This window comes from Pseudomonas sp. HMWF032 (assembly GCF_003060885.1).
GTDB lineage: Bacteria > Pseudomonadota > Gammaproteobacteria > Pseudomonadales > Pseudomonadaceae > Aquipseudomonas.
Genome location: NZ_QAIG01000005.1, coordinates 244,054 through 256,455, shown reverse-complemented (window position 1 = coordinate 256,455; position 12,402 = coordinate 244,054). Strand labels below are relative to the sequence as shown.

Genomic DNA, 12,402 nt, shown 5'->3' with positions numbered 1-12,402 from the left:
CGGCAGTGGTCTGGGAAACCGACTGGACAAGCTTTAGAACGCAGCGTCACCAATCAACATACCGTGCACAACCATATAGGTCTTGCGACCGGACTGCAGGGTCAGTGGATTGCGCTCGGCAATTACCCACCCCTTGGCCAGCAGCTTGTCGATATGTGCTCGCAGTTCTGGCAAATAGCGTTGTTCTTGCTGAAGCGATTCCATTCTACGCATCCTCTAGAGGACTCCTCTGTGACAGCAGCCAAGTACACCTGGCCATTCATCCGTGATAGCTGTTACAGAGCATAGTGGCCTTGTGCCAACCACCAAAGCGGCAAATGGCCACATCGCTGTAGGCTCAACGCATCAGGTTGATATAGCGTTTGGCTTACATCAAATTCAATTCTAGACCGCCGTAGCAGCCGCAATGGACTCGCCGACATGCGGTGAGCTGAACGCCAGGTAGTCGTCTTCTACCTTGCCATAGCGCAGCAGCGCCAAATCCAGCAGGTAGTTCTGATAGAGCTTCCAGGGCGCGCGATCGCCTTGAGTAGGGATTTTGTCCGCGGCGCGCTGGATATAGCCAGATGCCAGGTCGAGGAAGGGCGCACTCTTGACCTGACGCGCACTGTCACGTGGGGTGCACTGACGCATGCCAGTAGCATCCATGTGATTGATCAGGCGGCAAAAGTATTCACTGGAAAGATCAGCCTTGAGCGTCCAGCTGGCATTGGTGTACCCCAGTACCACAGCGGCATTGGGCAAATCGCGCAGCATGATGCCGCGATAGCCCATGCTCTTGGCCGCATCGAAGGGCACCCCATCCACAGCCACCTGCATACCGCCAAACAGCTGCAATTCCAGGCCCGTGGCGCTGATGATCACATCCGCCGGCAGCTCCTCGCCGGACTTCAAGCGGATGCCCTTGGCGGTGAAACCATCGATATGTTCGGTCACTACCGAGGCCTTGCCCTGGCGCAGCACCTTGAACAGGTCACCATTAGGCACCGCACATACCCGCTCATCCCAGGGTTTGTAGCGCGGACTGAAGTGGCGCATGTCGAAGTCCTTACCCAGCTGATGCCTGGCCAGGCCCAGCAACGCCTTGCGCACCAGGTTGGGGAACGCCTTGGCAAGTTTGTAGAAGCCCAGCTGGATCGCCACCTGGCGGGTGCGAGCCAGACGGTAGACCCAGGTTTCCGGAAGAAACTTGCGCAGTACATCAGAGATCGGATCACCCTGCGGCAGGCTCACCACATAGGTCGGCGAGCGTTGCAGCATGGTCACGTGCCTGGCCTTGTCGGCCATCGCCGGGACCAGCGTCACGGCTGTCGCGCCGCTGCCGATCACCACCACGTTCTTGCCGCTGTAATCGAAGTTTTCCGGCCACAGCTGCGGGTGGATAAATTCGCCCTGGAACAGGTCACGGCCTTTGAACTCGGGGGTGTAGCCCGCCTCATAGCGGTAGTAGCCCGTGCACATCAGCAGATGCTGGCAGCTCAGTTTGACCGACTCGGCGTCATCGCCGCGCTGTACCTGTAAGGTCCAGGTGGCGCGCTCACTGCACCAGTCTGCCTTGAGCACTTTGTGGCGGAAGCGGATCTTTTCCTGAATACCGTTTTCCTGCGCGGTTTCTTCGATATAGCGACGGATCGACGGACCGTCAGCAATCGCCAGCGGGTTGGTCCAGGGTTTGAAGTTGTAGCCGAGGGTGAACATGTCCGAGTCGGAGCGAATGCCCGGATAACGGAACAGGTCCCAGGTGCCGCCCAATGCCGCACGGCCTTCGAGGATGGCAAAGCGCTTGCCGGGGCAATGCTTCATCAGGTGATAGGCCGCACCGATGCCGGAGAGGCCGGCACCAATGATCAAGACATCCAGATGTTCGGCAGACATGGGGGCTCCTCAGGCTTGTTCTTATGGCGGCAGGGCAATGTATAGCGCCCGCATGCCCGCCAGATTCACCCCCCACAACGCGTTTGTCATCCAACCTTTAGTGGTGTGAACAGCCGCAGGCTGACCACAGTGATAGTTGAAGAATGACCGAAGCGCGCAGCCATCTGCCTGACAATCAGAAGCGGTTGCGCAACACCACCTCGTTGTACGGCAGTTTGCCGATGCGCGGCTTGGGTTCGAGGGTCTTCTTGCCTACCGCAACCATCAGGGCGATCACATGGTTATCCGGCAGGTTGATTAGCTTGGCCACCGCCTCAAAGTCGAAACCATCCATCGGGCAGGAGTCCAGGCCTTTGCCGCGTGCGGCGAGCATCAGGGTCTGGGCCATCAGGCCGCAGCTGCGCATGGTTTCGTCACGCTGAACCTGCGGTTTGTCGCGGTAATAGGTGTCGATGGCGCCAGCCATATAGGCCTGTACTTCTTGCGGAGCACCTTCCCAGACGCGGCTGACATTCTGTTCCCAGCTGTCGACTTGCGCGCACACCACCACCAGCATTGAGGCATCGGTCACTTGCGCCTGGCCCCAGGCCACTTCACGCAGTTGCTGACGCAGCGCTGGATCGCTGACTTCGACCAGGCGCACGTGCTGCAGATTGAACGCCGACGGGGCCAGCAGCGCCAGTTGCAGCAACTCATCCTTCTCGGCCTCGCTCAGCGTAAATGCCGGGTCATAACCCTTGACGGCGCGGCGGCTGCGAATGGCTTCATCAATGTGCATGGTCGTTCCTTAAATGCGGTTGAAAGAGAAGGCAATGCTAGGCACTTGGCTGCACGAATGCCAAACGCCATTAGCGATAGAAACTATCGAAGCAGACGATGGTAATGACGCGCCTGCTAAAATCGCGGCCTCACAAACAGGCCCACGACCATGCACCCCACCGCCCTTGCCGTCCTGCAGCAACATTTGTGCAACGCCCTGGCTGCGCCACCCAGCGAAACCCGTCGCCTGCTCCACGGCCGTGGCCGCTGCTGGCCGGGATTGGAACAGATCACTGTGGACTGGCTGCAAGGTGTGGTGCTGGTGGCACTGTTCAGGCCGGTGAGCGATGCCGAACTGGCCGCGCTGCAACAGATGCTGCGCGACCTCAGTCAATCCAATGCCTGGCAACAAAGCGGCGCGCACAGCCTGTTGCTGCAGCAGCGCTACCTGCCCGAGAGCCCCACGCAGTGGCTGCTGGGTGAACCGGTTGAGCACTGGGATATCTGCGAGCACGGCCTGCACTACCGCCTCGACCTGGGCAAAAAGCAGAACAGCGGATTGTTTCTCGACATGCGCTATGGCCGCCAATGGGTCCAAGCCCAGTCAGCGGGTAAACGCGTGCTCAACCTGTTCGCCTACACCTGCGGCTTCTCGGTGGCCGCACTGGCCGGCGGCGCGCAGCAGGTGGTCAATCTGGACATGGCTCGGGCCGCACTCAGCCGTGGCCGTGACAATCACCGGCTAAACCAGCACGACCTCAGCCAGGTGGTGTTTCTGGGCCATGACCTGTTCAAGTCATGGGGCAAGGTGGCCAAGTACGGGCCCTATGACCTGATCATCATCGATCCGCCCTCCTTTCAGCGCGGCAGCTTTGTGCTGAGCAAGGATTACCCCAAGGTGCTACGCCGCCTGCCAGAACTGTTGAGCGCGAACGGGTTAGTGCTGGCCTGCAGCAATGAGCCGGAAATCGGCCCGAATTACCTGATTCAGGCCATGGCCGATGAAGCGCCGGGCCTGCGCTTTGTCGAACGCCTGAGCAACCCGCCGGAATTCCCCGATAGCCAGCCGGACAGCGCCCTCAAAGCCCTGGCATTCCAACTCCACTAGCTCATGCAGAACAGGCTTCAAGCCTGGTCTACAGTTAGACAACTGCCCGCAACCGAGACCTTTGTGATGAAGCTCACTACCCCTGTATTTGCCCTGACCACCGTTCTACTGCTGGCCGGATGCGCCAGCCAAACGCCCACCCCGTCGCAGTATTCGGGCTTTCTCAGCGACTACTCGCAGTTGCAGCCGGCGCAATCGGCCAGCGGCGCACCGGTCATGCGTTGGATTTCGCCCGACTTCAAGGCCGAAAATTACCGTTCGGTACTGGTCGAACGGCCACAGTTTTATCCCGCCCCAACCCCCAATAGCCAAGTCAGCCAACAGGCCCTGGATAACATCGCCCTGTACCTGCAACAGGCGATGCGCCTGGAGTTGGCTGGACGGTTGCGCATCGTTGAGCATGCAGATCGCGACACGCTGGTCTTACGCTCAGCTATTACTGCGGTAAACCTCTCACCGGAAGGACTCAAAGTCTATGAAGTGGTGCCTGTCGCCTTGGTTGCCGCTGCCGCCAGCACAGCCGCCGGCACCCGCGACCTGAACACCGAAATCTACGTCGAACTGGAAGCCGTTGACGGCCGCACCAGCGCGCCAGTGACCCGCGTAGTACGCAAGGGGCATGGCCTGAAGCTGGAAAATGACAGCACCCAGTTGCAACTCAAGGACCTCAAACCGGCACTCGATGCCTGGGCTCAGGATGCCCGCAATTTCAGGCCCTGAAACAACGCTGACCCGGCAGCCAATACCGCATTGGCTGCCAACAGGCACTGACCGGATCAGGCAAACACAAAGTACTTGCGCACGGTTTCCACCACCTCCCAGGTGCCCTTCATCCCCGGCTCGACGATAAAGATATCGCCAGCACGCAGATGAATCGGTGCCTGGCCTTCCGGGGTGATGATGCAATAGCCCTCCTGGAAGTGGCAGTACTCCCACTTTTCATAGGCCACCTGCCATTTGCCAGGCGTGCAGATCCAGGTGCCCATGATCTTGCTACCGTCGGCCGAGGAGTAGGCGTTGAGATTGACGGTGTGCGGTTCGCCGGCGATGCGCGTCCACTTACAGGCATCCAGCAGCGGAATCGGCTGGGTATCACGCAGTACGGTAATCGGTAACATAGGTGGCTCCTGAGGTCGGTAGGAAAACAGCCGAAGCCTAGAGCCATAGCCTGCCCGTAGCTGTCCTGAGGTCGACCTTCAGCTGCCTGGAAGCGCAGTCGCACCTGCCAGGCTGAGGGATAAACCGCGTGCTACCTTGAAGAGAGCCTATACGTTCTTAATGCCGCTTACCCGCTCCGGAGATGCTCTATGTCCAGTTCTTACCGCTTGGTCACCCGCAGTGATTTTGACGGCCTGGTGTGCGCCGCCCTACTCAAACACCTCAAGCTGATCGACGACATCCTCTTCGTCCACCCCAAGGACATGCAGGACGGCAAGGTGGCGATCACCAGCAACGACATCACGACTAACCTGCCCTACGTGCCTGGCTGCTACCTGGCCTTCGACCATCACCTCAGCGAAACCATCCGCAACCAGCCTGCGAGCAATCACCTGATCGATGCTGACGCCCCCTCGGCTGCCAGAGTGGTGTGGAAGCACTACGGCGGTCACGATGTATTCCCGAGGGACTGGGACGAAATGATGGAGGCCGTGGACAAAGCTGACGCCGCACAATTCAGCCGCGAAGACATCCTCGACCCGCAAGACTGGGAGCTGCTGAGCTTCATCATGGATGCCCGCACCGGCCTCGGCCGTTTCCGTGACTTCCGTATTTCCAACTACCAGCTGATGATGCAACTGATCGACTTTTGCCAGACCCACGGCATCAATGAAATTCTTCAGCTGCCGGATGTTGAAGAACGCGTGGCGCTGTATCTGGATCATCAACGTGAGTCCCAGGCGCAGATCCAGCGCTGTGCCACGGTGTACCACAACCTGGTGGTGTTGGATCTGCGCAACGAACAGACAATCTATGCGGTCAACCGCTTCGTCATTTACGCCCTCTACCCGCAGTGCAATATCTCGATCCACGTGATGTGGGGCGTTAAACAGCAAAACACCGTGTTCGCCATCGGCAAATCGATCCTCGACCGCAGCTCCAATACCAATGTCGGCGAGCTATGCCTGAGCTATAACGGCGGCGGTCATGCCAATGCCGGCACCTGCCAGCTGGCCAACGAGGAGGCCGAAGCAGCCCTGCGCGAGCTGATTGCCGAAATCACTGCAGACGGTTAAGCCCATTTCACCAAGCCCGGTGACCGCTCTCTTCGCCGGACGCTGGGCGGATGCGCTGCGACAAGGGTAAGCTGTGCCGCATGAGTACAGCCCCTTTTATTACGCCGCTTGAATCCAGCCGCACGGATGCGCCTTCTGGGTTGCGTATCGGTGGCGACTGGACGCTGGCCCACTACGCCGTCCTCGAAACGCAGGTGCAGGGCCTGCGCGGTCGTCTGCCGACGGACGCCCCTATCGATCTGGATGCGCTCAACGCCCTCGATACGGCCGGTGCGGCCCTGCTGGTGGAGTTGCTCGGCAGCCAGCGTTTGGCACAACTGACGCAGCAGGCACCGCACCTGAGCACTGAACGCCGCGCCCTGCTGCAAGCCGTGGGCAGCGCAATTGCCGAAGCGGGCGATGTTGAACCCGCCAAACGCATACCGGCCTGGCGCGAGTTTTTCGGGCAGATCGGCCAGGCCGTGGAAGAGTTGTGGCAACAGGCCGTGACCCTGCTCGGCTTTATCGGCATGACCCTGGCCGCGATGTTCGCCATCCTGCTGCGCCCTGGCCGCTGGCGCATCACCTCGCTGGTCGCACATGTGCAGCAGAGCGGGCTGAACGCGGTGCCGATTGTGGCCCTGCTGACCTTTCTGGTCGGTGCGGTGGTGGCCTTTCTCGGCGCCACAGTGCTCGCCGACTTTGGCGCGAGCATCTACACGGTCGACTTGGTGGCGTTCTCGTTTTTGCGCGAATTCGGCGTGCTGCTCACCGCCATTCTCATGGCCGGGCGCACGGCCAGCGCCTTTACCGCGCAAATCGGCTCGATGAAAGCCAATGAAGAAATCGACGCCATTCGCACCCTGGGGCTCAATCCGCTGGAGCTGCTGGTGCTGCCACGGGTGTTCGCCCTGCTGATCGCCCTGCCAATTCTGACCTTTATCGCCATGCTCAGCGGCATCCTCGGCGGCGCGGTGGTGTGCGCCCTCAGCCTGGATATTTCACCGGCCATGTATTTGGCCATGCTGCAGGAAAACATCGCCCTCAAGCACTTTCTGGTGGGCATGGCCAAAGCACCGATTTTTGCCTTCCTGATCGCCGTCATCGGCTGCCTGGAAGGCTTCAAGGTCACCGGCAGCGCGCAGTCGGTGGGTGAACGCACCACCTCCAGCGTGGTGCAGTCAATTTTTGTGGTGATCGTACTCGACGCCCTCGCCGCGCTGTTCCTCATGGAGATGGGCTGGTGATGGGCGAAGCAATTATCGAAGTGCGCCACCTGGTCAACCGCTTTGGCACGCAGACCGTGCACCAGGACCTGGCACTGGACCTGTACCGTGGCGAAGTGCTCGGGGTGGTCGGTGGTTCGGGCACCGGCAAATCGGTGCTGCTGCGCAGCATTCTCGGCCTGCGCCAGGCCAACGCCGGCACCGTGCGGGTGTTCGGCGAAGAACTGCTGAGCCTGTCGCCCGAGCGGCGCTCACGGCTGGAGCGCCGCTTTGGTGTGCTCTATCAGCGTGGCGCGCTGTTTTCCTCGCTGACGGTGACGGAAAACATCGCCCTGCCGCTGATCGAACACGCAGGCCTTAGCCGTGCCTCGGCCGAGCGCTTGGCCCAGGTCAAACTGGCACTGGTCGGGCTGCCGCGCACAGCAGGCGATAAATACCCCACGGAGCTGTCGGGCGGCATGATCAAACGCGCGGCACTGGGGCGGGCGCTGGCCTTGGAGCCGGACATTCTGTTTCTCGACGAACCCACCGCCGGGCTTGACCCGATTGGCGCGGCGGCCTTCGACCAACTGATTCTGACCCTGCGCGATGCGCTGGGCTTGAGCGTATTTCTGGTCACCCATGACCTCGACACGCTCTACACCATCTGCGACCGGGTGGCCGTGCTGGCGGAAAAACGCGTACTGGTGGCCGACCGCCTGGACGTGGTGGCCGCCACCGACAACCCATGGATTCACGATTATTTTCACGGCCCGCGCGGACGCGCAGCCGAACAGGCCGCCAACGGCGCGCCAGGGAGCCCCTGATGGAACCGCGTGCCCACCACGTGTTGATTGGTCTGTTTACCGTGCTCATGGTGGCCGGCGCACTGGGCTTTGCCCTGTGGCTGAGCAAGGCCAGTTCGGATCAGGCGTTTCACGATTACGACGTAATCTTCAAGGAGGCGGTCAGCGGGCTCTCGGCCGGCAGCGCCGTGCAATACAGCGGTATCAAAGTGGGCGATGTGATCAGCTTGCGCCTGGACCCCAAAGACCCGCGCAAGGTCCGCGCGCACATCCGCGTCAGCGCCAGCACGCCGATCAAACAAGACACCCGCGCACGCCTGTCGATTACCGGCATCACCGGTGCGGCGTTGATCCAATTGCACAGCGGCACGCCGAAAAGCCAGGTGTTGGTGGGAAAAGAGGGCAAACGTGCGGAGATCATTGCCGATCCCTCACCGCTGACTCGCCTGATGGCCAACGGTGAAGACCTGGTGCTCAGCGTCACCCGGCTGCTCAACCGGGCGAACCAACTGTTCTCCGATGAGAACATCGAGCGGGTTTCCCGCACCCTGGCGAACGTCGAACAAACCAGCGCCAGCGTGGCCGAGCAGCGCGGCGAACTGCGCCTGGCCCTGCAGCAGATGAGCAGCGCCAGCCAGGAAGCCGCCAGCCTGATGCGCAACGCCAATCAACTGCTCAGCGGCCCCGGCCATGACGCGCTGCACAGTGCCGGGCGCATGATCACCTCACTGGAGCGCAGCAGCAGCGAGATCGAACGCCTGCTCAGCGACAATCGCAGCGCTCTCAATGGCGGTATGCAGGGCATCGGCGAGCTGGGCCCGACCATCATTGAACTGCGCGAAACCCTCAGCGCCCTGCGCTCCTTCGCCCGCCGCCTGGAGGAAGACCCGGCTGGTTATCTGCTGCGCAGCGACACCATCAAGGAGTTTCAACCATGAGTCGTCTTCGCCTGCTCACAGCCCTGTTGCTGATCGGCAGCCTGACTGCCTGTTCGGTATTGCCGAAAAGCCAGGTGCTGAGCATCTACCGCCTGCCCTCCAGCAGCCTGCCCAGCCATAACGTCAGTGCCGACTGGGCGCTGCGGGTGAACAAGCCCTACAGCAGCCAATTGCTCGACAGCACACGGATTGCCGTCTTGCCGCCGGGCGACCAGATCAGCGCTTATCAGGGCGTGCGCTGGAGCGACCGTGCGCCACTGCTGTTGCGCGACCGGCTGATCGACGCCTTCCTCGACGACGGCCGCCTCAAGGCCGTCAGCAGCGATGACAGCCGCCTGCAGGCCGACCTTGAACTGGACGGCGACCTGCGCGCTTTCCACAGCGAATACCAAAACGGCCGCCCAGCCGCGCGCATCCTGTTCGAAGCCCGCCTGGTACAGAGCGGCAGCCTGCGCATCCTCGCCAGCCGACGTTTCGAAGTCAGCCAGGCCGCCAGCGACACCTCAGTGCCAGCAGTGGTCAACGCCTTCGGCCAGGCCGGCGACCAACTGGCCCGTGAGGTGCTGGAATGGACCCTGACCCAAGGCCAGACAGCGCAGCAAAAATAAACTGAGGTGTTTTTGCGAGGGGCGAACCATGGACAAATTTATGCAAGCGGCCATCGACGAAGCCCGCCAGGGCCTGACCGAAGGCGGCATCCCGATCGGCTCGGTGCTGGTGCACAACGGCCAGATTATCGGTCGTGGCCACAACCGCCGCGTGCAACAGGGCAGCGCCATCCGTCATGGTGAAATGGACGCCTTGGAAAACGCCGGTCGGCAAACCGCGCAGACCTACCGCGAGTCGGTGCTCTACACCACCCTCTCGCCCTGCGCGATGTGCAGCGGCGCAATCCTGTTGTACGGCATCCCCAAGGTGATCATCGGCGAGAACCAGACCTTCCTCGGCGAAGAAGCGCTGCTGCGCGAGCGCGGCGTACAGCTCGACGTGCTGCACAACAGCGAATGCCTGCACCTGATGCAGGACTTTATTGCCGCCCAACCGACGCTGTGGAATGAGGATATCGGCGAGTAGCGCCTACACGCGCTGCGCCGTTGACCACGCGCGCACCTCGGCGTAGGGGTAGGCCTCCAACGCCGCAAAACCGCCTAATTGACGGGCCTTGAGCGCGGTGAACAGCGGCACGCTGACGCCACAGAGGTAGCGCGTCAGGCATTCGGTGCTCGGCGCAACGCCCTTTAACTCCTGATGCTTGCGCACAAAACCGTCACAGAGCGCCCGCATATCCAGCTCCGCCAACGGCGGCAGGGTTGGCGGCTCGGGCAAGCGGGCGACCTGTCCACGGCATACCGAACAATGCCCGCACTGCTGCGGCGCGTTGGCATCACCGAAATAGGCGGCCAGGCGCTGGCTCAGGCACTGCTCGCTGGCAAACAGCGCGAGCATGGCGTGTATCCGGCAAATCTCGCTGGCTTCCTGCTGGCTGAAATAGCCATGCAATTCAGCACTCAGGGCCTCGGCATCAAACCCCGGCTGCAGCAAGGCATAGACCTCGGTCATCTGCTTGCTTTCCACCTCGATCCAGCCTTTTTCCTGAAAGTAATCCAGTGCGGTGATCACCCGGCTGCGCTCGGCCTGATGCTGTTGATACAACTGCGCAAAATCCACCGTGCACCAGGTGCGGGCGCGCTGCGAGGTGGTGATCAGCGCCTCGACAAACTGCCGCCGCTCACCGCTGAAATGAGCCAACAACGCCTCGGGTTCGAGCCGGTATTTGAAGCGATATTCGGCGAAATAGGCGTAGCGTGGGGCGATGATGCCGCGCAGCTCCAACTGCACCAGCAGGGTTTTCAGCGGCAATTGGCGAATATTGCTCTGCTCGGAGAGTGGGTTGAGCATCAGCTCCCATTCGCCGCCCTGGCCGCCGGCCAACAGCTGATCGAGCACACAGCGAATGCCGTCCCGCTCTGGCGTGTCGCCGTAGACGAAGTTCTCCAGCACGTTGAGGCTGTCGCGGTTGGCCAGTACCAGGCAGTCCGAGGGCTGGCCATCGCGGCCGGCGCGGCCGATTTCCTGGCTGTAGTTCTCGATGGATTTGGGCAAATCAAAATGCACCACATTGCGGATGTCACTTTTGTCGATGCCCATGCCAAAGGCGATGGTGGCGACGATGCAGTTGATTTGTCCGGCCATAAACTGGCGCTGAATCGCCTCGCGCGCCTCGTGCGGCATGCCGGCGTGATAGGCGCTGGCGGCAATGCCCCGCTCACTCAGGCGCTCAGCCACCTGCTCGGCGGTGCGCTGCTGGGTGACATAGACAATGCTGGGTTGCCCGGCCTTGGCTAACAGCCACTGCTGCAACCGGCGCAGTTTATCGGCCCCACTAACCGGCTCGACCAGCAGGTTGAGGTTGGGTCGGTAAAAACCGGTAGTGACCACATCAGCTTCAGCGATGGCGAACTTCTGCTGCATGTCGGCCACCACCTTGGGTGTCGCAGTGGCGGTGAGCAGCAGCACCTGCGGGATGCCGAACTGGCGCTGGTAGTCCGGCAGCTTGAGGTAGTCCGGGCGAAAGTTATGGCCCCACTCGGAAATGCAGTGAGCCTCATCAATCACCAGCAACGAAATCGGCACCTGGCCGATAAAGTTACGAAAGCGCTCGTTCTTCAGGCGTTCGACCGAGATCATCAGAATCTTCAGCTCGCCGGCTTTCGCTCGCGCCATCACCGCGATGGTCTCATCGCGGCTTTGCGCCGAATCGATGCTGGCAGCGTTGATGCCGCGGCTGTGCAAAAACGCCAGTTGATCCTGCATCAGGGCCAGCAACGGCGAGATCACCAACGTCAGGTGCGGCAGGTGCAAGGCGGGCAGTTGATAACACAAGGACTTGCCCGATCCTGTGGGAAAGATCGCCGCCGCCGAGCGTCCGGCCAACACAGCCGAGACCACAACTTCCTGCCCCGGACGCAATTGGGCGAAACCAAACACGCGCTCAAGGGTACTCATGGCGGTCACTCCATCGGCCGCCGCAGCGGAAAAACGGTTAAGCCTGACAAGCGTCTGCGCTATTTCCAATCTAACTAACGCCACTGTCAGCCCTGGCCTACATTGAACTCAGACAAGCCACGAAGGAGATCAGTATGCAGTTATCTGGCTTCAACGGCAGCGTGTGGATGGCCACCTGATTGCACGCTTGCTGCATGGGCTGCACACCATGGGCCTGTTGGTGTGGCAACGCAGTTGCCTCGGCTGTCGTTTTGGTTCTATCGACACCACCTGCCATCTTGTTGCAGGTGATAGCACCGAAAGCCTGAGTTGCCACACCCCCAGGCCTATGGCCAGAGTTATCCATAGCCGTAACCAGGCCGTGCAGAGCGGCCACTTGGCGCAACACCGCAGCACCCCACAGTGCCTGATCGACTCGATAGGCACCAAAAGCCGCCTCCGGGCGGCTTTTCCGTTTCTTATCGCGTGTGCAAAGCACCGTGGCAGGGGCTT

14 protein-coding genes are annotated in these 12,402 nt (G+C 61.1%); 8 read left to right on the top strand and 6 right to left on the bottom strand.

Going from position 1 to position 12,402, the window contains the following annotated elements:
• Nucleotides 1-33 precede the first annotated feature (33 nt).
• From DBR00_RS20705 to DBR00_RS04010, 3 genes are all read right to left on the bottom strand, one after another.
• Nucleotides 34-204, bottom strand: a complete 171-nt coding sequence (locus tag DBR00_RS20705) for a hypothetical protein (RefSeq protein ID WP_177479901.1) — start codon at nt 202-204, stop codon at nt 34-36.
• Between the two features lie 180 nt (nt 205-384).
• On the bottom strand, nt 385-1,875 hold the full coding sequence (locus DBR00_RS04015; RefSeq protein WP_108487923.1) for an NAD(P)/FAD-dependent oxidoreductase: 1,491 nt from the start codon (nt 1,873-1,875) through the stop codon (nt 385-387).
• A 175-nt stretch (nt 1,876-2,050) separates the two neighbouring features.
• Nucleotides 2,051-2,653 carry a nitroreductase family protein gene (locus DBR00_RS04010; protein WP_108487924.1) on the bottom strand — a complete coding sequence of 201 codons (603 nt, stop codon included), beginning with the start codon at nt 2,651-2,653 and terminating at the stop codon, nt 2,051-2,053.
• A 150-nt stretch (nt 2,654-2,803) separates the two neighbouring features.
• Between DBR00_RS04010 and DBR00_RS04005 the strand changes: the two genes are divergently transcribed.
• Both DBR00_RS04005 and DBR00_RS04000 read left to right on the top strand, forming a co-directional pair.
• A complete protein-coding gene (locus DBR00_RS04005; protein ID WP_108487925.1) occupies nt 2,804-3,742 on the top strand; it encodes a class I SAM-dependent methyltransferase in 939 nt (312 codons plus the stop codon).
• A 66-nt stretch (nt 3,743-3,808) separates the two neighbouring features.
• Nucleotides 3,809-4,462, top strand: a complete 654-nt coding sequence (locus DBR00_RS04000; protein ID WP_108487926.1) for a DUF3313 domain-containing protein — start codon at nt 3,809-3,811, stop codon at nt 4,460-4,462.
• A 56-nt stretch (nt 4,463-4,518) separates the two neighbouring features.
• Here the strand turns inward: DBR00_RS04000 and DBR00_RS03995 are convergent, their stop codons facing one another.
• A complete protein-coding gene (locus tag DBR00_RS03995) occupies nt 4,519-4,860 on the bottom strand; it encodes a cupin domain-containing protein (RefSeq protein WP_108487927.1) in 342 nt (113 codons plus the stop codon).
• Between the two features lie 189 nt (nt 4,861-5,049).
• Between DBR00_RS03995 and DBR00_RS03990 the strand changes: the two genes are divergently transcribed.
• The 6 genes from DBR00_RS03990 (at nt 5,050) to DBR00_RS03965 (ending at nt 9,978) form a co-directional block, all read left to right on the top strand.
• Entirely contained in the window at nt 5,050-5,976 is a 927-nt protein-coding gene (locus DBR00_RS03990; protein ID WP_108487928.1) for an exopolyphosphatase, read from the top strand.
• Between the two features lie 80 nt (nt 5,977-6,056).
• A complete protein-coding gene (locus DBR00_RS03985; RefSeq protein ID WP_108487937.1) occupies nt 6,057-7,202 on the top strand; it encodes an ABC transporter permease in 1,146 nt (381 codons plus the stop codon).
• Complete coding sequence (locus tag DBR00_RS03980) at nt 7,202-7,987, top strand: ABC transporter ATP-binding protein (RefSeq protein WP_177479899.1); 786 nt, start codon at nt 7,202-7,204, stop codon at nt 7,985-7,987. Before DBR00_RS03985 ends, DBR00_RS03980 begins: the two co-directional genes overlap by 1 nt.
• Nucleotides 7,987-8,904, top strand: a complete 918-nt coding sequence (locus tag DBR00_RS03975; protein ID WP_108487930.1) for an MlaD family protein — start codon at nt 7,987-7,989, stop codon at nt 8,902-8,904. Before DBR00_RS03980 ends, DBR00_RS03975 begins: the two co-directional genes overlap by 1 nt.
• Nucleotides 8,901-9,512 (top strand): ABC-type transport auxiliary lipoprotein family protein, encoded by a 612-nt coding sequence (locus tag DBR00_RS03970; protein ID WP_108487931.1) that lies wholly within the window; start codon nt 8,901-8,903, stop codon nt 9,510-9,512. Before DBR00_RS03975 ends, DBR00_RS03970 begins: the two co-directional genes overlap by 4 nt.
• 28 nt (nt 9,513-9,540) lie before the next feature.
• Nucleotides 9,541-9,978, top strand: a complete 438-nt coding sequence (locus tag DBR00_RS03965) for a nucleoside deaminase (RefSeq protein WP_108487932.1) — start codon at nt 9,541-9,543, stop codon at nt 9,976-9,978.
• Nucleotides 9,979-9,981: 3 nt separating this feature from the next.
• Here DBR00_RS03965 and DBR00_RS03960 read toward each other — a convergent pair whose 3' ends face one another.
• Together DBR00_RS03960 and DBR00_RS20755 are read right to left on the bottom strand one after the other, a co-directional pair.
• Nucleotides 9,982-11,910 (bottom strand): ATP-dependent DNA helicase RecQ, encoded by a 1,929-nt coding sequence (locus DBR00_RS03960; protein WP_108487933.1) that lies wholly within the window; start codon nt 11,908-11,910, stop codon nt 9,982-9,984.
• 97 nt (nt 11,911-12,007) lie between these two features.
• The coding region (locus DBR00_RS20755) for a hypothetical protein (protein WP_218276597.1) at nt 12,008-12,402 on the bottom strand (395 nt) is incomplete at its 5' end.